At 54.1% G+C, this 21,227-nt stretch carries 16 protein-coding genes; 10 read left to right on the forward strand and 6 right to left on the reverse strand.

Annotated elements, in window-relative coordinates:
• The first annotated feature begins 33 nt into the window (after positions 1–33).
• Positions 34–597: a peptide deformylase gene (def, locus tag NSS79_RS03225; protein WP_340899630.1), complete on the forward strand. Its 564-nt coding sequence runs from the start codon at positions 34–36 to the stop codon at positions 595–597.
• Between the two features lie 154 nt (positions 598–751).
• Positions 752–1,372 (forward strand): hypothetical protein, encoded by a 621-nt coding sequence (locus tag NSS79_RS03230; RefSeq protein ID WP_340895000.1) that lies wholly within the window; start codon positions 752–754, stop codon positions 1,370–1,372.
• A gap of 140 nt (positions 1,373–1,512) precedes the next feature.
• On the opposite strand, the gene NSS79_RS03235 is transcribed toward NSS79_RS03230, so the two are convergent.
• Both NSS79_RS03235 and NSS79_RS03240 read right to left on the reverse strand, forming a co-directional pair.
• Positions 1,513–2,829: a glutamate-1-semialdehyde 2,1-aminomutase gene (locus NSS79_RS03235; protein ID WP_340894999.1), complete on the reverse strand. Its 1,317-nt coding sequence runs from the start codon at positions 2,827–2,829 to the stop codon at positions 1,513–1,515.
• A gap of 197 nt (positions 2,830–3,026) precedes the next feature.
• Positions 3,027–4,079, reverse strand: coding sequence for an LCP family protein (locus tag NSS79_RS03240; RefSeq protein ID WP_342438254.1), 1,053 nt, complete (start codon positions 4,077–4,079; stop codon positions 3,027–3,029).
• A gap of 102 nt (positions 4,080–4,181) precedes the next feature.
• On the opposite strand from NSS79_RS03240, the gene bcp reads away from it, so the two are divergent.
• Both bcp and NSS79_RS03250 read left to right on the forward strand, forming a co-directional pair.
• Positions 4,182–4,646 carry a thioredoxin-dependent thiol peroxidase gene (gene bcp / locus NSS79_RS03245; RefSeq protein WP_340894997.1) on the forward strand — a complete coding sequence of 155 codons (465 nt, stop codon included), beginning with the start codon at positions 4,182–4,184 and terminating at the stop codon, positions 4,644–4,646.
• Positions 4,647–4,765: 119 nt separating this feature from the next.
• Positions 4,766–9,055, forward strand: a complete 4,290-nt coding sequence (locus tag NSS79_RS03250) for an acyl-CoA dehydratase activase-related protein (RefSeq protein ID WP_342438255.1) — start codon at positions 4,766–4,768, stop codon at positions 9,053–9,055.
• Positions 9,056–9,152: 97 nt separating this feature from the next.
• Here the strand turns inward: NSS79_RS03250 and NSS79_RS03255 are convergent, their stop codons facing one another.
• On the reverse strand, positions 9,153–9,839 hold the full coding sequence (locus tag NSS79_RS03255; RefSeq protein ID WP_342438256.1) for a DinB family protein: 687 nt from the start codon (positions 9,837–9,839) through the stop codon (positions 9,153–9,155).
• A gap of 229 nt (positions 9,840–10,068) precedes the next feature.
• Here NSS79_RS03255 and NSS79_RS03260 point away from each other — a divergent pair, with 229 nt between their 5' ends.
• Positions 10,069–10,515, forward strand: coding sequence for a MarR family transcriptional regulator (locus tag NSS79_RS03260; RefSeq protein ID WP_342438257.1), 447 nt, complete (start codon positions 10,069–10,071; stop codon positions 10,513–10,515).
• Between the two features lie 2 nt (positions 10,516–10,517).
• Complete coding sequence (locus NSS79_RS03265) at positions 10,518–12,047, forward strand: DHA2 family efflux MFS transporter permease subunit (RefSeq protein WP_340894993.1); 1,530 nt, start codon at positions 10,518–10,520, stop codon at positions 12,045–12,047.
• A gap of 79 nt (positions 12,048–12,126) precedes the next feature.
• Here the strand turns inward: NSS79_RS03265 and NSS79_RS03270 are convergent, their stop codons facing one another.
• Both NSS79_RS03270 and NSS79_RS03275 read right to left on the reverse strand, forming a co-directional pair.
• On the reverse strand, positions 12,127–12,429 hold the full coding sequence (locus tag NSS79_RS03270) for a zinc ribbon domain-containing protein (protein ID WP_340894992.1): 303 nt from the start codon (positions 12,427–12,429) through the stop codon (positions 12,127–12,129).
• Positions 12,430–12,547: 118 nt separating this feature from the next.
• Positions 12,548–13,480, reverse strand: coding sequence for a YafY family protein (locus NSS79_RS03275; RefSeq protein ID WP_342438258.1), 933 nt, complete (start codon positions 13,478–13,480; stop codon positions 12,548–12,550).
• Between the two features lie 152 nt (positions 13,481–13,632).
• On the opposite strand from NSS79_RS03275, the gene NSS79_RS03280 reads away from it, so the two are divergent.
• Positions 13,633–14,895 (forward strand): MFS transporter, encoded by a 1,263-nt coding sequence (locus NSS79_RS03280; RefSeq protein ID WP_342438259.1) that lies wholly within the window; start codon positions 13,633–13,635, stop codon positions 14,893–14,895.
• A gap of 155 nt (positions 14,896–15,050) precedes the next feature.
• Here NSS79_RS03280 and NSS79_RS03285 read toward each other — a convergent pair whose 3' ends face one another.
• The gene (locus NSS79_RS03285) at positions 15,051–15,680 is read right to left on the reverse strand and encodes a DedA family protein (RefSeq protein WP_038585622.1); all 630 of its coding nucleotides are present in this window, start codon (positions 15,678–15,680) and stop codon (positions 15,051–15,053) included.
• A 108-nt stretch (positions 15,681–15,788) separates the two neighbouring features.
• Between NSS79_RS03285 and NSS79_RS03290 the strand changes: the two genes are divergently transcribed.
• The 3 genes from NSS79_RS03290 to NSS79_RS03300 all read left to right on the forward strand — a co-directional run bounded on the left by NSS79_RS03290 (position 15,789) and on the right by NSS79_RS03300 (position 21,119).
• Complete coding sequence (locus tag NSS79_RS03290) at positions 15,789–17,219, forward strand: polysaccharide deacetylase family protein (protein WP_342438260.1); 1,431 nt, start codon at positions 15,789–15,791, stop codon at positions 17,217–17,219.
• 164 nt (positions 17,220–17,383) lie between these two features.
• On the forward strand, positions 17,384–18,781 hold the full coding sequence (locus NSS79_RS03295; protein WP_342438261.1) for a DUF58 domain-containing protein: 1,398 nt from the start codon (positions 17,384–17,386) through the stop codon (positions 18,779–18,781).
• Positions 18,750–21,119, forward strand: a complete 2,370-nt coding sequence (locus NSS79_RS03300) for a transglutaminase domain-containing protein (protein WP_342438262.1) — start codon at positions 18,750–18,752, stop codon at positions 21,117–21,119. Before NSS79_RS03295 ends, NSS79_RS03300 begins: the two co-directional genes overlap by 32 nt.
• Positions 21,120–21,227 lie beyond the last annotated feature (108 nt).

Here is a 21,227-nt window from a genome sequence, read left to right on the forward strand (position 1 = left end):
AGAACAAAATATAGTGCAGATTATGTGATCACGATGGATGATATTATACGGGAAGGCCATCCTATTCTCCGCAGTGTAACCGAGCCGGTACAGCTGCCGCTGCAGGATGCTGACCGTGAAGCGCTGCAATGCATGATGCAGTTTCTGAAGAACAGCCAGGACCCGGAGGCTTCCGCCAAACATAAGCTGCGTTCCGGCATTGGCTTATCCGCGAATCAGATCGGCCTTCAGAAGCGGATGTTCGTGATGTACCTGAAGGATGACAAGGGCAGGATTGTGGAGCATACCTGGGTGAATCCCAAGATCATCAGCCATTCGCTGGCGATGGTGTATTTGCCGGAGAGCGAGGGCTGCCTGTCTGTGGACCGGCCGGTTCATGGTTTTGTTCCGAGATATGAGACGGTAAAAGTAAAAGGCTATGATCTGAACGGCAAGGAAATCGTCCTGAAGTTCAAGGGTTACCAGGCCATAGTGATTCAGCATGAAATGGACCACCTGGACGGGATTATGTTCTATGACCGGATCAACCCGGAGAATCCGTTCAAGCTTCCGCAGGATGTAGAAATCCGCAGCCTATATGATCAGAAAGCAAACTGAAGAGAGCTGCTGATGGCAGAAAGCTGTTGTCCTTAGGGATGACAGCTTTTTGTGCTGTCTATCTAGATTTCTTATAAATGGGAAAAAAGTGATATAATATCACAATCATAGCTAGGATGGAAACAGATTACACTGAACCTGGGAGGGAAAAGAAATGGGCTGGAGCAGGATGCCACTACGGGGAAGACCAAATGATTACAATGATGAGGCCAGAGTAATTGATGAACAGATCTTAAGACTGGTGCAGCAGCGCAAGGCGCTCTCCGGAGGGAGGGCGCTTTTTCCAGAAGAGGAAACCTTGAAGCAACTGGCGGCGGAGTCTGGTCTTGAGGTTTCGGAAATATCGCTGATTCTAAGCAATCTGAACGAAGCCCGGCCCAGACGGCATTTCTGGGATCAGCCCGGGCCGCTGCTTGGGGTGCTGGCAATAATGAAGACTACGCTGGATAGCGATTTTGAATATATGCTGACCCACTCCATGCAGTATGAGAAGCTAAGCATCGTCACCCTGGAAATCAAGTACTTGAAAGAAACGGTGGAGCAAGTCCGCATTTCCCCGATGCTTAAGCTCGCTGTTCTAAGTGAGACAAGCTATGAAGTGGAAAATCACGGTGCAAACGGCGGCGGAGCACATGTTCACATGCAGTTCATGATCTCTCCGCCGCTTCCGGAGGATCTCAGTACCACGCAGTTTTCTCTGGTGCCCGGAAGCAGCAGATTCCAGCGCCCTGTCTTCGAAGAGGTCAAACTGGACAAGCAGATTGATTTCTATTGATCGGCTGGTTTGATTCTCACACCTGAATCTGGCTATGCAAATGACCCGCTGCGGCAAGCCGCAGTGGGTTTGAATTTGTTAATGGAAGCAGGTCTAGTAAGCTTAAGTAATCAGTGCTGCAGCCGGGCAGGTGTTTATGATTATTTCTCTGCCGCCATTGCCTGGAAGGAAGCTTCCGCAGCTTCCAGTGTTGCGTCAATATCAGCATCCGTATGTGCTGTGGTTAAGAACCAGGCCTCATATTTGGACGGGGCAAGGTTGATCCCGCGGTTCAGCATATGGCGGAAGAAGCTGGCGAACATTTCGCCGTCCGTATCTTGAGCTTCCTCATAGTTGGTGATCGGGTGAGCGCAGAAATGGGTGGAGAACGCCCCGCGGATCCGGTTGATCGTTAGCGGAATGCCGTGACGGTCTGCTGATTGCTGCAGTCCCTCTGTCAACCGGATGGCGAGCCGTTCCATTTCCTGATATACCCCTTCACCCTGCAGCACCTCAAGACAGGCGATACCTGCCGAGATGGAGGCAGGGTTGCCGGCCATGGTTCCGGCCTGGTATGCCGGACCGAGCGGCGCAACCTGCTCCATCACATGCTTGCGGCCGCCGTAAGCGCCGATCGGAAGACCGCCGCCGATGATTTTGCCGAGCGCGGTCAGGTCAGGTGTAATATCTTCGTGATTATCAAGGCCTGCATAAGTTTGTGTAGAACCGTAATGGAAACGGAAAGCGGTGATGACCTCGTCATAAATGACAAGCGATCCGTTATCATGGGCCAGCTTACATAGCCCCTCCAGGAAACCGGGCTCCGGCATAACCATGCCGAAATTGCCCACGATCGGCTCCACCATAACAGCAGCGACATCGCCGCCCCATTTCTCCAGCGCCTCGCGCAATCCGCTAAGATCGTTGAACGGAACGGTGATGACTTCCTGGGCGATGCTGCCGGGAACTCCGGCGCTGTCAGGAATGCCCAGTGTAGAAGGGCCGGAGCCGGCAGCGACCAGTACAAGGTCGGAGTGGCCATGGTAGCAGCCGGCAAATTTCACGATCTTGCTGCGCTTGGTATAAGCGCGGGCCACCCGGATTGTGGTCATGACGGCCTCCGTGCCGGAGTTGACGAACCGCACTTTATCCATCGAAGGGATTGCTTCCTTGAGCATTTTGGCCAGCTTGATCTCAAGCTGGGTGGGTGTGCCATACAGAATGCCATTCTGCGCGGCTTCAGTAATTGCCGCTGTGATATGTGGATGGGCATGGCCGGTAATAATCGGCCCGTAGGCTGCGAGGTAATCGATGTACTCGTTGCCGTCCTCGTCCCAGAAGCGTGAGCCTCCTGCGCGTTTCATAAATACCGGCGCTCCGCCGCCAACAGCCTTGAAGGACCGGGAGGGGCTGTTGACGCCTCCGACGATATGCTGAAGGGCTTCCTGATACAACTGTTCTGATGTGGTACGGTTCATGAATAATCATCCTTTCATATGTCTTGGGCAAGGGAACGGGCGAACTGGCGGCGGATGCCGCTGTTCGCCCGTCCTGAGGCCAAGCATGGGTTGTTGAAAATATAAGAATTTATATGTTTCACACGATAACTTATCCTTCTATTTCTCGCTGAAACGGTACCGTCCTTAAAAAGGACGGCAAAGCCGCTTCCACTTGTTTAATTGTTCTCTGGGCTAGCGGACGGACTGCTGTCCGGGGAAGCCTCAGTCGATGGCGTCGGCTCAGGTGCAGTCATGGTATCCTGCACGAATTGCTTCAGTTTATCTTCACTGCTGATGCCGATAACGGAGGAGCCTCCGCTTGTTGTCTCTTCTGTCAGCAAGTTCATCGGCGGTATTTGCTGGCTGCCGCCCATCGAGCCGTCATAGCCAACGGTGGCAAGCTTCCACATATCGCTGATATCCATGTTGGTATCGATGTATGGGATCACCTCATCTAATATGTTAGGCAGTTTAAGAATGGAAGTGGTGCTGATCACCTTGTCCGCAACAGCCTTAAGGAAACCCCGCTGCCGTTCCGTCCGGGTGAAGTCGGATGTCTTATCATGACGGAAACGCACATATTGCAGTGCCATGTTGCCGTCAAGATGCTGAAAGCCTTTCTTCAAATCAATGTCGAATTCCGGCCCGTCGGCTTTTGTCTTGTAGACCATGTCTTTTTCAACCTCGTAATCTACCCCGCCGACGGCATCCACCAGTTTGATGAAGCCCTGGAAATCGGTATAGACATAATATTGAATCGGGATGCCCAGCAAGTCGCTTACGGTCTGCATCGCCGTATTGGGTCCGTGTGTAATTGCCGAATTAATACGTTCTTTACCATGTTCAGGTATAGATACATAGGTATCGCGGAGAATGGAGAAGACATAAAACTTCTTTTTCACCGGATCAAGGGAGGCAACCAGCATCGTATCTGAGCGCGGGACTTCCCCTTTCTTCACTCCACGGGCATCCACGCCCATAAGCAGGATATTTACAGGCTCCGTGCCTTCCCATTTAGGAGGCTCAGCAACATCCGCCGAAGGGGAGGGAACAGATGCGAACGGCGATTTATCACCGGTCTTGTGCATGTTGTCGAGCTGGTTGTAGACGGAGGAGAAATAGTAGACAATTCCGCCGATTACTAGGAGAAGTATAATTGCCAGAGTCCAGAGCAGCGGTTTCTTCTTCGATTTGCCGGCTTTAACGTGCCGTTTCTTTCTTGGAGGCATTTCGTTCTTCCTTTCGCATTTGCATTCTCTACATTATAATTTCTTTTAGGAATACAAGCAATTTCGGAATATTCCCCCAAAAACTTTAGGAGTGAACCATTAATGAATGGAATTGAAATCGGTGATGAAGTCCCGGACTTCAGCCTTCCCGCCTCCACGGGCCGGAACATCAGCTTAAGCCAGTATCGCGGCAGCAAGGTGCTGCTTTATTTTTACCCGAAAAATATGACCCCCGCCTGCACACAGGAGGCTTGCGATTTCCGTGACGCCCACGACCGGATTACCGCGCAGGGTGCCGTGGTACTCGGAATCAGTGCCGACAATCTGGCCTCGCATGCCAAGTTTGCCCTGAAGAACGGCCTGCCTTTTCCGCTCTTGTCCGACGAGGAGCATAGTGTAAGCGAGATGTTCGGGGTGTGGCAGCTGAAAAAGCTGTACGGCAAGGAGTTTATGGGCATCGTGCGCTCCACCTTTCTTATAGATGAGCAAGGCAAGCTTGCGGCAGCGTGGAGAAAAATTCGCGTTAAAGGTCATGTGGAGACAGCATTGAGTGAAATCACGAAATAATTAAGTATGCTAGTAGTGAATTGTAAATGTCTGTTACATTTTTAACAGCCTTCCTAATGCGTTCTCATGATATAGTTGCCTCATATTACTTCAAATTTGGAGCAAGGCATGGTGATGGCATGATGATACTGCGTATTGGGCTGGACGTCGGATCAACTACGGCCAAATTGGTTGTTATGGAACGAAGTACAATCATTTATCAGGATTACGTGAGACATTATAGCGATATAAAAAAAGCGGCTCTATCCCTCCTGTCAGACGTACAGCACAGGTTCCCGGATAGAGAGGCAGCATTGACTGTAAGCGGTTCCTCGGGGTTGTCCTTATCAAAGCTTGGCGGAGTACCCTTTGTCCAGGAGGTTATCGCCTGCACCAAAGCGATCAGCGAGCTGATTCCGGGGTGCGATACGGCGATTGAGCTTGGCGGGGAGGACGCCAAGATTATTTATTTAAGCGGCGGCATCGAGCAGCGCATGAACACTGCCTGCGCCGGCGGCACCGGAGCGTTCATCGACCAGATGGCTTCGCTGCTGCAGACCGACCCTGCCGGACTGAATACGCTGGCAGAGAAGCATGAGCGGATCTACCCGATCGCCTCGCGCTGCGGCGTATTCGCCAAGAGCGATGTGCAGCCGCTGCTGAACGAAGGGGCGCGGCGCGAGGATGTCGCGGCTTCGATCTTCCAGAGCATCGTGAACCAGACGATCAGCGGCCTCGCCTGCGGCCGTCCGATTCGCGGGCGGGTGGCTTTCCTGGGCGGACCGCTGACGTTTCTGCCCGCCTTGCGGGAACGTTTCGCAGAGACGCTGGGACTGAAGGAAGGGGAGGTGCTGTTCCCGGAACGCTCGCAATATTTTGTCGCGATTGGTTCGGCGCTGTCACAGAGCGACCCGCTCGTGCTGCCGCTGCCTAGCTGGCTGGAACGGATTGAAGCGGTGGACTTCAAGGCGGACCGTGCAGAGGACGCCGAACTGGCGCCTCTGTTTGCGACCGTCGAGGATTTAGCCGAGTTCCGGCTTCGCCATGGCAGGGCTTCGGTTGCCCGTGCTGAGCTGGCTGCATACCGCGGACCTTGCTATCTCGGCATTGATGCCGGTTCGACGACAACGAAGCTTGTCATTACCGGCTCCGCCGATGAAATCCTCTATACCTTTTACGGAAGCAACAAAGGCAATCCGCTGCAGTCCGTCACCGATGCGCTGAAGGAGATTTACCGGATTCTGCCGGAAGGCTGCTATATCGCCGGCTCCTATGCGACTGGTTACGGCGAAGGATTGGTTAAGGCCGGGCTGCGTACCGACGGCGGTGAAGTGGAGACAGTGGCCCACTATAAGGCTGCGTCCAAGTTCATGCCTGAGGTGGACTTTATTCTGGATATCGGCGGACAGGATATGAAATGCATCAAGATCCGCGGAGGGGCAATTGACAGCCTGATGCTGAATGAAGCCTGCTCGGCGGGCTGCGGCTCTTTTCTGGAGAGCTTCGCCTCCGCGCTGGAGCTCGGTATCGAGGAATTTGCCAAGTCCGCGCTGGAGTCTAGCAAACCGGTGAACCTAGGCTCGCGCTGTACAGTATTTATGAATTCCAAGGTGAAGCAGGTGCAGAAGGAAGGGGCTTCCCTGGCTGACCTGTCCGCAGGACTCGCCTATTCCGTAATCAAGAACGCTCTGCAAAAGGTTATCAAAATCCGCAACCCCGAGGACCTCGGGCGCAATATCATTGTGCAGGGCGGCACCTTCTATAACGAAGCCGTACTGCGGGCTTTTGAGCTTCTGACTGGCCGGACTGTGGTCAGACCTGATATTGCCGGTGTTATGGGGGCCTACGGCTGTGCGATTATTGCCAGAGAACATGCCGGCTTGGACGGCTTCAGCACGATTCTTGGTCCGGAAGAGCTTGAAACCTTCCAATATCAGGTGTCGCCGGGCCGCTGCAGCCGCTGCGCCAACAATTGCGCACTGACCATCAGCCGTTTCCCCGATAAGAGCTTTCACGTTACCGGCAACCGCTGCGAACGCGGTGCGGGTGGCAAGAAAGAGAAGAACAACCTGCCGAACCTGATGCAGTATAAATATGAACGGTTCTTTGACTATGAAGGGCTGCCGGAAGAACAGGCAGAGCGGGGCACCGTCGGCATTCCGCGGACCATGAATATGTTCGAGAATTATCCGTTCTGGCACACCTTTTTTACGACACTGCGCTACCGGACAGTGTTGTCGCCGAAGTCGAGCAAGAAGCTGTATGAGAGCGGAATGGATACGATCCCTTCGGAATCGATCTGCTATCCCGCGAAGATGGCCCATGGACATGTGCAGAGCCTGATCGGCAAAGGCGTTGATTTTATCTTTTATCCGGCGGTTGTGTATGAGAAGAAGGAGGACGATGCGGCGCAGAATCACTTCAACTGCCCGGTGGTTGCTTCTTATCCTGAGGTTATCCGCAATAATATGGATGGTCTCAAGGAAAGTGGTGTTCCGCTCGTCAGCCCGTTTCTGACCTTCGACGATATTTCGGCCCTGACCAAGAGCCTGATCAAGACCTTTATGGATATTCCGAGAGAAGAGATAGCGGCAGCGGTACAGGCTGGAATTGCCGAAGCCGAGCAGGCCAAAAATGATCTGCGTACGAAGGGCGAAGAAACGCTGGCGTTTCTCACGTCTACAAGGACAAAGGGGATTCTGCTCTGCGGCCATCCCTACCATGCCGATCCAGAAATCAATCACGGCATCGCCGATATGATTACAGGAATGGGGCTCGCCGTGCTGACCGAGGATTCGGTCTGCCACCTGGACCGCAGCGAAGGCGATGTGGCTGTGGTGAATCAATGGACGTACCACGCCCGGATGTACCGTGCCGCCCGCCTTGCAGCCGGCAGAAATGATCTGGAGCTGGTGCAGCTCACCTCCTTCGGCTGCGGCATCGACGCGATCACTTGCGATGCCGTGCAGGAGATTATGGAGCGCCACAATAAGGTATACACCCTGATCAAGATTGATGAGATCAGCAATCTCGGCGCTGCACGCATCCGGCTGCGGTCGCTGCAGGCGGCGATGCGCGAGCGTGAGAAGAGCGATGTGCAGCCGCAGCTCCTCTATAAGACACAGGCCAATGTTCCGTTTACGAAGGAAATGAAGGAGACCTATACCATTCTGGCACCGCAGATGTCGCCGGTTCACTTTGAGTTGTTTGAACGGGTCTTCCGTGACGCCGGGTACCGTCTCAAGGTGCTGGAAACCACCGGTCCGCAGGAGACCGAGGAAGGCCTCAGATTCGTCAATAATGATGCGTGTTATCCGGCGATTGTCACCATCGGGCAAATCCTCTCGGCCCTGAAGAGCGGCGACTACGATCCTAACCGGACAGCGGTCATCATGTCGCAGACAGGCGGGGGCTGCCGGGCTACCAACTATATCTCGCTGCTGCGCAAGGCGCTGAAGGATTCCGACCTGGGGCAAATTCCTGTCATCTCTCTCAATGCTTCGGGAATGGAGAATCAGCCGGGCTTCCGCATCCACCTCAAGCTGGCGAACCGGCTGATCGCCGCTGCCTGCTATGGTGATCTGATGATGCGGCTGCTGCACCGTTTCAGACCCTATGAGCGGATTCCGGGAAGCGCGGAAGCCCTCTACCGCAAAGGGATGGAGCGCTGCAAGATCAGCCTGTCGACGTTCTCCTTCCGGGAGTATAAGCGGGTGATCCGCGAGATTGTCGCCGAGTTCAGCCGCCTGGCGGTCACACCGGCAGTGAAGCCGCGGGTGGGCATTGTCGGCGAAATATTGATTAAGTTCCATCCGGACGCCAACAACCGGATCATTGAGATGATCGAAGCCGAAGGCGGCGAAGCAGTAATGCCGGACTTCCTCGATTTTATCTTTTATTGCGTGTACAATCCGATCTACAAAGCGGAGCAATTCGGCAAAAGCAAGAAGCTGGGATACATCAATCCCATGCTGATCTCTTACCTGGAAATCTACCGCAAGCCGGTTAAAGTGGCGCTGGAGGAAGCAGGACTGGCCAAAGGCCGCGAGAATATTTACGGCCTCGCGGAGAAGGCCAGCCGGCTTGTATCTGTCGGCAATCAGATGGGCGAAGGCTGGTTCCTGACGGCGGAGATGATGGATTTGCTGGATAACGGTGTGAATAACATTGTCTGCATCCAGCCGTTTGCCTGTCTGCCGAACCATATTACCGGACGCGGCTCTATCAAAGGACTGAAGGAGCTGTATCCCGGGGCCAATATCGCCGCTATTGATTATGATGCCGGGGTCAGTGTAGTGAACCAGGCCAACCGGATCAAACTGATGATGTCGATCGCCTGCGGTCTGGAAAGCAGCAGCAGTTCAACTGCTGCTGAAATTTCAGGACCACAGCGGCCGGTGGTGGTGGGGAGTTTAGGGAGCGGGGTATAAGAGAAGTGCAATCCATATAGTACAATCCATATTAAAAAGCGGGTCCGGGGCAATTCTCCCGGACTCGCTTTATTTTATAAGAAACATTAGAACGATCTTATTTCTGCAGCTTAAGCTTCACGCGCATCGCTTTGTTGAGGTGGATGAAATTATGCCTTGTGGCTGGCATCAGCACCAGACCGGCGATGTTTTTATTCCCCCAATAATCAATCAGCCATTGCTCCGTATCTTTTACCGCCCCTTCCTCCGATATTCTTCTGATCCTGGCAGGACTCAGCTTCGCCCTCAATTGCTCCGCGCTCAGTGAAGGAAGGATACTCCGCGTTCTGCCGGCAACCGCTTTCCTGTACTCAAATAAAGACTCGATATGAACCGACGAGCTGAAACCGGAAATTTCCTCATCGGTCATGCCATTGCCTGAATGAAGGTAAACCGTCTGTAATTTGTCGGCAAAATGCGCCTCGTAAAGAACCTGCCCGCTGCCGGCGGCAAGAATATTCATTGTGATATCTTCAATTCTCGCGCTGTGCCAAAGATGCCACACTATAGAATTTTTACTGCCGGGGGTATGTACTGGATAGCTGCGTAGAGTCTGCTCGCGGATATCTTTCAGGAGTTCGTCTTCATAGGTTGGCAGCTCCGGATGTTCCCCGTTTGACGCGTACAGAGAGGCATGCAATCTCAGGAATAAAGCAACCGCATTCTCATGCTCCTCCGGCCTCTTCAAGAGTCCCGTTAAAGTTTTATGTCCGTCACTCCAAATTTTCCGCTGTTCAGGATTCATTGCACAATCACCGCTTTCGAGTATTGTCATCCATCTAAATTATATCTAAAATCCCCAAAGCTGGGCACTCTGGAAGGGTGTATATTCTGGGGAGGCGGGGCCTGTTAGTTAAATGAAAGAAAGATATTTTTTTCAGAAATTTTCAGTAATTAATTGACGGATAAATAGGTAAAGAGTAAAATAGTTCGTATACGAAGTATTTATTTATCAAACTAACGGGGTGATGGTGTTGGAGGAAAAAGAACAGCAGCTTGATGATATTCTGACCTCTTTCCGCTGTATCAATCATAATTTCCACCAGCTTTTGTGGAAGGACGCAGAGGAGCTGCAGATTACCTCCACCCAACTGATGGTGCTGCGCAAATTGGCTATGCACCCAGACATCGGAATTACCGAGCTTGCCGACCTGCTCCATTTGGGGAACAGCGCTGCTAGCGGAGTAGTTGACCGTATGGTAAAGGCAGGACTGATCACCAGACAACGCTCGCAGAGCGACCGGCGTATATTCAATCTGGCGGTGACGGATAAAGGTCAGGAAATCAGGGAACGAAGCAAGCAGTCCATGAGAAAACATTTGCAGCCGCTGTCCGACATACCTCCAGAGGACGTCAAGGAACTGCTGCGGCTTCATGGTGAAATCGTAAAAATTTTGGTACAAGGGAGAGATAAAAAGTAATCATGAGTACAATAACTGCTAACGCTGCTGCGGAAACTAAGGCTATACGCAAAGGGCCTATTATCGCAGCGCTCTTAATTGGCGCTTTCGTCGCGTTGTTGAATCAAACGCTGATGAATGTGGCGCTTCCGAAAATGATGGAGGATCTTAACATTGTCGCCAATACGGCACAATGGCTGACCACAGGGTTTATGCTTGTGAACGGTGTGCTCATTCCAATCAGTGCTTATCTGGTGGAGAAGTTTACCACCCGCCAATTGTTTACTACGGCAATGATACTATTTTCCATAGGTACGCTTGTCTGCGGTATCGGAACCGGATTTGAAATGATTATGGTCGGCAGAGTAATCCAGGCCGTTGGTGCCGGTATTCTGATGCCGCTGATGAACATTGTGTTCCTGCGTATCTTCCCGATTGAAGAACGCGGTAAAGCCATGGGGCTCATGGCGGTAGCGATGATTTTTGCCCCGGCAATCGGACCTACCCTCTCGGGCTGGGTTGTGCAGAACTATTCCTGGCGGGTACTGTTCTTTATTGTACTGCCGCTGGCTATTTTCTCTACACTGCTTGGGATGAAGACTATGCAGAACGTCGGAAAGCTGAGTTCTCCGAAGCTGGATAAGACCGGCGTCGTGTTCTCAACCCTTGGGTTCGGCGGACTGCTGTATGGCTTCAGTGATGCCGGAACAGACGGCTGGGGCAGCACGACTGTTATTGCCTGTCTGATCCTCGGAACCCTGGCATTGGCCCTGTTTGTATGGCGCGAGCTTACCGCCGACAAACCGCTGCTCGAATTCCGCATTTTCCGTTATAACATGTACTCACTTACAACGGTAATCAATATTATTATTACCATGGCCATGTATGCCGGTATGATCCTGCTGCCAATCTATCTTCAGACCATCCGCGGCTTTACACCGATGGAATCCGGGTTGATGCTGCTGCCGGGTGCTATTCTGATGGGGATTATGTCTCCGATCACCGGGATTATCTTTGATAAGATCGGTGCAAGATGGCTGGCGGTTATCGGATTGCTGATTACCACCATTACGACATGGGAATTCAGTCAAATTACGGATTCCACAACCTATACACATCTGATCCTGACGTATACGGCGCGGATGTTCGGGATGTCGATGCTGATGATGCCGATTGTGACAGCCGGACTTAACCAGCTGCCGCAGCGGCTCAGCTCGCACGGTACAGCGATGTCGAACACACTGCGTACAGTCGGGGGAGCACTTGGGATGGCGCTGTTCGTCAGCCTGATGACCAACCGCACGAAGAGCAATATTACGGAAGCAGTAACCAGCGGCGCGGTCTCACAGACCGATAAGGCGGCGATGCTCAAACTTACGCAGGACGCGACGATCAATGGGATTACCCATGCATTCGCCGTGGCAACCTGGGTGACCGTAGTGGCTCTGGTGCTGGCCTTGTTCATCAAGAAGACTTCACCGCAGCCGGACTTCCTGAAGACGGAAGAAGCCGAGTCTTTACAACCTCAAGCCGTTAAATCCCAACAAGCATAACTTGTGATGTACTAAAAAAGGGACTAACCAGCACCGGCGGGTGTATGGTTAGTCCCTTTTGTTATGGAGAAGCCCCCGCTTACTCCACCGCGGCAGCCGTCTTCCAGCGTTTCAGTGAAGGAAGCGTCTCGGCGAGCAGCTTGTGCGCCGCAGCCTCCTCCATGCCTTCCTCCACCATGAATCCGGTGCAGAGATCCGTCATACCCTGCAGCGTTATGTCAGGCTGCTTGAATTCCCCGGCTTCGTAACAGTAGATACAATAATCCTCATTCTTAGTGCCATCCTGCTCGCTGCCCAGCAGCTCCGCTTCAGGCATTGGCATTCCGCAGCTCTGGCAGAATACGGCCTCATGTTGATGGGGCGAAGTCTCTTCTATATTCATATCAACACACTCCCTTAGATTTCGCGGGACGAGTACCGCCCGCATTCCAGTCCAGTATAAACCAACAAACTAGACAGCATTCAGTCAGGTTTGTTGGAGCATTGCTAGCGTTTGAGAATTATTTGTATTTTGCTGCGATGCCTGCAGCAAGTTCTCCCATCCGGACGCGGATATGCTCCGGCTCCAGCACCTCAACCGAGGTTCCGAACCCCAGCAAAAAACCGTAAAGCCAGTTATCCTCTGGATAATGAACCCTAACGGTGTACCCGCCGTTGCCGTCCGGCTGAAGTTCAGTCGAATCAAAATAATCTTCGGCGAGATGTTTGCCTGCCGCTGAGAAATGCAGTACCACTGGCAGTGAGTCAGCGGGCCGCATCCACCCTTTAGTCCAGGGGAAATCCTTCAGGGGGATATCCTGCCGGACATACACCCGGTCTTCCTTCATCAGCGCTTTCATACGCAGCAGCTTGAATAAGCGGAACTCTTCGTGCTTTGCACACAGGCCGTACAAATACCAGGCTTGCCCTTTGAGCACCAGTGTGTAAGGTTCCACAGAGCGCTTGCTCATCCTGCCGTCGGCGTTTACATATTCGAAGGCGACAGCGACTCCTTCTTCCAGCGCTTCCTTGAGCAGTGTCAGCCGTTCTTCCAGGGGGCCATTCAGCCCCCAGGGAGAGAAATCGACGATCAACTGGGTTGTTTTGCTGCGGAAGGCGGCGGATTGGGCAGGGGGGATTACACTGCTGATTTTTTCCATCAGCAGTGTATGTTCTCCTCCGACATAGGAAGAGACGCTTTGCAAAGCGGTGAAAATATCGGCCAGCTCACGCTCCGTCAGCAGATTGCGGTCCAGGCGGTATCCCTCCATGAGACCAATTCCGCCGTTTGCACCCTGATAGGTTACGACAGGGATGCCAGCATTGTTAATGCTGTCGATATCGCGGTAGATGGTGCGGGCGGAGACCTCGAACATGTCGGCCAGCTCCTTGGCCTGAATGAGCGGGCGGTTCATCAACAGGATAACTATGGAGAGCAAACGATCTATTTTCAAAAGATGAGTCCCTTCTTTCCCGGAGAATTGCAGTCAACCCTCATTCTATAATCTTGGCTAAAGAAAGAAAATAAAACATTGTCATAAATATGTTATTCGATTAATATCTAATTAGATATTTATTTAATCTTTAGATTGTGAGGGTTCATGAAATGACACAAACCGGAAATGGATTATCTGTTCTGCGCGGGCAGGGGTATTCCAGGCTGTTCGCAGCCGGATTAATCAATGGAATAGGCGACCGGTTCAGCAGTGTGGCCATGCTGGCGCTGGTGCTTCAACTGACCGGATCGGGAATGGCGGTAGGCATATCGCTTGGTGTAAGGGTGCTGCCTTATCTTTTTATGGCTCCGCTCGGCGGGATGCTGGCAGGCAGGCTGCCGCGCAAAACGATTATGATGGCCGTTGATATTATGCGAGTGCCTGTAGCCTTGTCCTTTCTTTGGATCAATGGGGAGGACCGGCTGTGGCTGCTGTATGCGGGCAGTTTTATACTCGCAGCGGGAGAGGCGGTTTACAGTCCGGTCCGCAAGTCTTCTATCCCGCTCCTGGCTGCTCCGGATTCATTGCTCCGCATTAATGGCCTGGAACAGCTGATGAATGGCTCTGTGCTCATTCTAGGGGCCTTTACGGGAGGGCTGGTGTCCCTTTGGTTCGGGCCGGAGACGGCATTCGTCATGAACGCCGCATCTTTTCTGGCTGCAGCCTTATTGCTATGGGGTTTGCAGTTTCCGCAAAATGCCGGGGAAACTGAGGAGGGAACAAAACATGATGCTTCCGCAGGACAGAGCGAACTGCAGCAAGGCAAAGCAGGGCGCCTGCGGACGCTTAAATACGTGGCAGGGGGAAGTCTCGTGCTGCAGGTTATTATTGCTTATGAGCTGCTGGTGCCGGTTATCAACGGTTGGGACAATGTACTGATCAGTGTGTATGCCGTGCAGGTGTTTCATGCCGGGGATGTCGGAGTCGGGGCATTTTATGCGGCACTTGGCATCGGGCTTAGCCTCAGTTCTTTTGCCGGCCGTCTGCTGAAGAAGAGGCTGCTCGCGGTGGCGCTGGCAGGATTGCTGGCGGAAGGCTTGCTGCTGATGGGGATCAGTGCCAGCAGCCATTTTGCAGCCGCATTTCTCCTGTATATTCTGCTGTCTTTATCGGGTGGAGTTGGCAATGCCTGTCTGGACACGCTGGTGATGAGAGAGACGCCGTCTTCCATGCAGCCGGTTATTTTCGGAATGCTGTCGGCGGCGGGCGGTTCACTGATTGGGGTATCGATGCTAAGCGCAGGCTGGCTGCTTGACTACGTGGAACCCAGGCAATTAGGGTTTGCCGGAGGTGCCGGTTTTGCCGGAATTGCGCTGCTGCTGGGGGGATATTACCTGGTTCGCAGCAAACGGAAGAGTCTGTCCCGTATTTAAGGCCAGTAAGTTCATCTCGAGTTGCATAAGAAAAGCAGCTGTCGATGCTCTTCGAAGGGTTCTTCGAATTATGCGTCCAACGGCTGCTTTTTTAATGTTTCAGGTTGCGTGGCGTCCCCGGAAACTCTCTATGTTTTTTGCAATATGCTTAAGATTTAACCTTTGACCTTGCGCCGCAGCAGGCGGGCGGAAATGCCCCGGCGGTAGCGGTAAAGAAAGATCAGGGCTGCGATAGCCAGGATTCCGGAGACGATCCATAGGGCATACAGCTCAAACAGGTGGAAGATGCCCATCCACTGCGGCCCGAACAATTTGCCTATGCCCAGAAAAGCCAGTACCCAGAGCAGCGCTCCTCCATAGGCATACAGGGCAAACTTGCGGAAAGGCAAAGCGATAATACCGGCGAAATAGCCGGTGAAATGCCGGACGCCGGGAATGAAATAGCCGATTGAGATCAGAAAGCTGCCGTACCGCTCGAACCAGCGCTGCGTTTTCTCCAGCTTGGCCGGTGAAAAGAGAAACCATTTGCCGTAGCGCTGGATAAACGGCATCCCTGCCTTGAGCCCGACGAAATAAGTAATGGTCATCCCGCTTGTTGTTCCTGCAAAAGCCAGTACTATCAGTGTCATGAAATCAAGCTTGCCGGTATAGGAAAGAAAGCCTGCAAAAGCCATTGTTGTTTCCCCGGGAAAGGGCAGCGCAATAAATTCCAGCAGCAATCCGAAGAAGAGCACACTGTATCCGTAATTGGCGAACAATTCCTGTATCCATCTCAACATTTCCATAATATTGTCACTCTCCAAGGGCCGCATGCCTAATTCTATTTTGAAGCTTGTCTTCATACAATCTACCAAATGGTTCTGGAAGTGAATAGAATGCTGGAGGTAGAGAAGATGAAAGATAGCAAAAGTACCCAGATCCGCCGGATCCTTATCCGCGGGCTGCTTGCTATGGCAATTATATTATTGGTAAAGCCTGATTGGGAAACTGGACAGTCTTCGGCATCGTCGAAAATGTATCCTCTACAGGCCGGGATAATTGAGCCTGCACTCTCTAAGAATAATCTGCCGGCTGCTCAGACGCAAGATTTGCCTGCCCCGGCTGTGAATTCAGGCGGCTCTGCCTCACCTGCACCGGTTGTCTCCACGGCAATAACATCGACCCAAAATCTCCAGAATCCAGGAGATTCTGCAGCTATATCAGCGTTAGTCAAATCCAAGGAAGCAACCGCAGCGGCCGCGGTGGCGGCTGCCCCAAAGAAAACACAGAAGACAGTCTATCTTACGTTTGACGACGGGCCCAGCAAAATCACTGCCAAGGTGCTGGAAATACTGCGCGAGCAGGAGGTGAAGGCAACCTTCTTCGTGCTGGGGGAGCAGGCCCGGAGCCGCCCCGAGCTGATTAATGCGATTTGGGAGCAGGGGCATGTCATCGGCAATCATACCTATAATCATAATTATCATGATTTATATAGCGGATTCACAGAATTTTGGACGCAAATCAAGCAAACGGAAGAGATTGTCAGAGAGATTACCGGGGTCCGTCCGCAGCTTGTCCGTGCGCCGGGAGGCACCTTCGGCCATTTTGATGCAACCTATTTCGACCTGCTGAAGCAAGCGGGCTACTCGGTAATGGACTGGACAGTGGACAGCGGAGATTCCAGACGCAGGGGTGTGCCGGCGTCGGAAATCTTGCAGGGATCGGTGGCGGACATGTCTTCCTCCCAAGTCATCCTGCTGCTGCATGACGGTGCGGGACATGAAGAGAGTGCCAAAGCACTGCCCAAGATTATTGAGCGTTATAAGGCTGCCGGATATAACTTTGGTCAGCTGGATGCAAGTCAGCAGCCTGTACACTTCAGAGTATCTGCAACTATGGCAGGCGCCAACCGCTCGAAACCTCCACAGGATTGGATTCATTCTAACATTGTGCCGAATGCCGGATTATTTGCCCCCGGCAAGCCGCTGGTCCTGGAAGTGGGCAGGCTGGAGACCAAACTGGACCCGGGAGAATACAGAATCAGCCAAGGGCAATACATGGTTCCCCTGCGTGCGGTCATTGAACGGCTGGGCGGGCGGGTTAGCTGGGATAGCGCCAGCCGCAGCGGACTGATTGTCTGGAACGGGCGGAACCTGACAGTGGATGCATTACAGAAGCAGCTAAAACTTGCTTTGCCTGACGGAAGTTTGGAAACAAGAGGGGCAGAGGTGCAAATGATCGGTTCCTCTCTCTGGATATCCCTGCGGGAATTGCTCACAACAGCGGGGCATTTGCCGCAGGATGCCCGCGCGACGGCAGAGGAGCGCAGAGTTAAAACAACTTAGGCAGACCTTCGGCATGCTGTTCAAGAACGGGACCAAAGTAACCTCCAAGGGTTTGGGCACTCTTTTTCGTGGGAAGAATAGACAGTAATAGGCTCCCGAAAGTACTTCCTCGTTGATCGCGGCAGCAGGGCGGAGCTAGTCTATGCCGAAGGAAGGGTTTCCCCTTGTCCTCTTCATCATTAATAGAGCAAGAAAAAAATAGGCAGCAGCAGAAGTCTGATTCCCCGGGTGACATGATCCGGCCTGTCCCGCGAAACCGCAGTGCTTTAGGTGAATGGCTGCGGATGCTGGCTATAACGGCAGTCATCGGTGCTTTATATGCATGGCGTGGAGGTGCGTCTCTGCTGTTCCTCTTGTCGGCAGCCGGAATTCTTATGTTCGGCGGACTCCTGCTGCAGCTCTGCGGTCCACGGAAAATGGTGATTGTCCGCCGTATATCCCCTTTGCGTCCGGCAGCCGGAGATACGCTGACTGTAGAAGTGCAGCTTAGCTTCTCTTCACGGATTCCACTCCCGTGGATGATCATTGCCGATACCTGGGGCGGACGGCGGCATCAGGAATTGCTGTTTCCCGGGTTCCGGCGCAAATTCACCTATTCTTATGAGCTGCAGGAAGTTCCCCGGGGAACTCATCGGCTTCAGAGCTGCAGCATAAGCTGGGGAGATCTGCCGGGGCTGTTCACAGGCGGAACCAAGCCGGAGTTCAAGGACAGCTTCAAAGTGCTTCCCAGACCGCTCTATGTAGGGGCAGCTGTGCCGGGGAGCGGCCTGCTGGCCGGGGATATGATGCTCATGGGCAGGGGAAGAGACAGCGGCAGTGAAGCGGCAGATATCCGTGAGTATGCCCCGGGTGATCCGCTTAGCCGGATTGACTGGAAGAACAGTGCCCGCAAGGGAACGCTGCAGAGCAGGGTACCGGTGCGTGAACAGGGGCGGATGGCTTGTATCGTTCTTGCCAACAGCCCGGAGAATTATGAGATTCCCTACGGAGCACTCACTCCGCGCGGGCTGCGTGGCACAACCACTCCGGCATTCGAAAAAGCTGTATCTGCAGCAATGGGCCTGATGCTTGCAGCGGAGCGCTCCGGCACATATGTGCAGCTGTTCAGCGGCGGCTGGCCGGAAGGCATGGCCAGACATGAGGGACTCGGCAAAATTCCTGCCAGAGTGCAGGATATGCTTACAGAAATTGCTCCCGACGGTACCCGAAGCCTGAGCGACCTGCTGGAAGATGCTTCACGGAGCTGGATTCCGGGGATGACGGTAACGGTGATCACAGGAAGGCTGGAGGAGGAATCCGCGCGGACGCTTGCCCGGTTCTTGGTACAGGGAGTGAAGGTGGAGATTTATTTTGTGTGGGACCAGCCTGCTCCGGTAAATCAGCAGCAATCAACGGGGATGAAGGAAGGGCCGCGGGATTGCACACAGCGTAATACCGGGACGGTAGGGGGCAGTCTGGAGCGGCTTGGAGCGCGGATCTACTGTCTGGAGAATTCCTCTCTGTCATACGGGTACAAGGGGGCGGAATTCCATGAATCTCCGGGGAAACGGACAGAACGGTAGATATCGGGGGACTGCCGGAATATCGGCTGATTCTTCCAGCGCCTGGAAGGACGAAGGGCCGTTCGGCAAACTGGCAGTGACGGTTAAACCGCAGGCGGTGAATGGACAAGCTGAGAACAGTTATACCGATAACAGGGAGGACATTCCCCTGCATTATCGTTTGCTGTTCTCTTTGGCCATTATGGGAATGTTTATGGCATGGCTGCTTCCGCTGCACAGATCCACAACTTTGCCCTCTACTGCGGAATTGCTCGAAATCCTGATGTTCTCTGCTGCGGCACTGCTGCTATGGGGCTGCTTTCGGCTCCCGGGCCTGCTGCAGCTCAGTATCCGGTCTATTCTGATTGCTCTGACTTGGCTATACACCTGCGCCAGCAGTGAAGGAATAGCGCAATTTGTCCCTTATGTCGCAGGAATTCCGGAGGACGCCGTCCTGTTGTTCACGGGACAGATTTCGAAGCTAAGTGAACACAGCCGGCTGTTGATTCTGGTATTGGGCTGGGGTTTGCTGGTTTCTTCCGTGCAGCAGCTGGCGCTGTACAGAGGAAGCACGGCTCTGTTCGCAGCTGTGACTGTAGGTTATCTTCTGATGCTGGATATAGGATTTGGGGTAAAGACAACCGGCGAAGTGCTGGTTTCTGCGGGAATGATTCTGTGGATGCAGGGCATGAGCGGGCTGCTGCGCCTGAAGGAGCGAACCGGCCGGGTCAGTCTTCCCTATGCCCGCTGGGGAGGTTGTGCTCTCGCAGGGGCAATGCTGCTGACGGCAGCATCCTGGATAGGCGGCCAGCTGTATGGAACGCGGCCGGCTGTACCTATTACGCTGAAGCCTGTATTTAACCAGTTACAGGAATGGGCGAGTGGACAAGTTCAGCGGCAGACGGAGGATGAGGCAGGAACTACAGGTTACGGCTCGGGCAAAGGTGAGCTTGGGGCACCGCTATCCCCCAGTACGAAAGCCGTATTTACGGTCACATCCAGCCGCCCAGCTTACTGGAGAGGAGAAAGCTCAGCTTATTATGACGGCCGCCGCTGGAGCAGGGAAGGGACGGCATACCTACCGCTTAGTTTAACGAGCTTGCCTGCCGAAAGCTTGCCGGTATTCGCCAATGACGAAGACCGGACATTGGTACAGGAAATCCAGTTTGCCGAGCCTTCCTCCGGTAACCTGCCGCTGTTCAGCGCCGGAACCGTGGTGAACGTGGAACAGGTGAGACTGGCGGACGGCAGCCGGCTAGGCTATGTGCTGGCGAACCGGGAGAAGAACAGCTTCCGCCTGCCCGAGACGGTAAGCGCTGCGAAGATTGCCGGATATACAGTGAGCTCTCTGCTGCCGGAGAATGATCCGGCTGTGCTGCGCACTCTGGGCAGCGAGGATCCAGAGTCCATTGCCGATAGTTATTTGCAGCTTCCCGCGGCAATGCCGGAGCGGGTCGCCGCCTTGGCACAGCGGCTCACAGCTTCTGCCGTAAGCCGCTATGATGCCGTTCTCGCTGTACGCGATTATTTGCAGAGCGGCTACTCTTATAGCCTGCAGACGAGGATTCCGCCAGCCGGCGCCGACTTCGCCGATGATTTCATCTTCACGACGAAGCAGGGCTACTGCGTGCATTTCGCCACGGCGATGACGGTGCTGCTGCGGAGTAGCGGCATTCCGGCCCGTTATGTCCAGGGCTATGGACCGGGGACACCGGAGGCCGGTTCCCTGCCGCAGCGTTATGCCGTTACCCAAGGCGATGCCCATGCCTGGGTGGAGGTCTATTTCCCCGGGGCCGGCTGGATCCCGTTTGATCCCACCCCCGGCGCCGCCCTCGCCGCCGCAGGTCCGGCGGCGGCCCCCGCTGCGGCTGCATCTGCGCCGCAGGGAACCCCCGCGTCCGCAGCAAGCGGCGCGGACATTCTGCCCGCCCTGCCGCTGGCGGGCGGGAACCCCGCGCCGCTTGCTGCTGCAGCGGCGATTGTGCTAGCCGCCGTCTGGCGCTGGCGGCGCAGCCTGGCTCTGCTGCCGGCGGCGCGCCGCGCCGGCAGCGTGAGCCGCGAGCGGCAGATGCGCGCAGCCGCTCTGGCCTGGCACGGGCTGGCGGCGCGGTACGGCCCGCCGCTGCCCGGTGTGACGGCCAGGGAGTACGCAGCCTCCCTGAATATAGAGGACGCGGGGCTGCGCACCGCCGTCCGGGTGTTCGTCCGCCAGTGGGAAACCCTGGCGTACAGCGGAACGGCACAGGCGCAGCGTGCCACGCCGCGCCCCGGCCCGGCGCAGCCGCCGCCGGATGCAGCCGCTGCGGAGGCCGCAGGCTTTATCAGCCGCTGCCTGCTCATCATTTTCCGCCTGACCTGAGGTTTTCTGGCGGGCACCGGCTGGGCAATAAATCCTTATAGGCCATATGGAAGCGGATACCTTGACCAAAAGCTGCCAGAAGTCTTTTCCGCTCTCCTCAGATCGTTC

The organism is Paenibacillus sp. FSL L8-0436 (genome assembly GCF_038593025.1).
Classification (GTDB): Bacteria; Bacillota; Bacilli; order Paenibacillales; family Paenibacillaceae; genus Paenibacillus_AQ.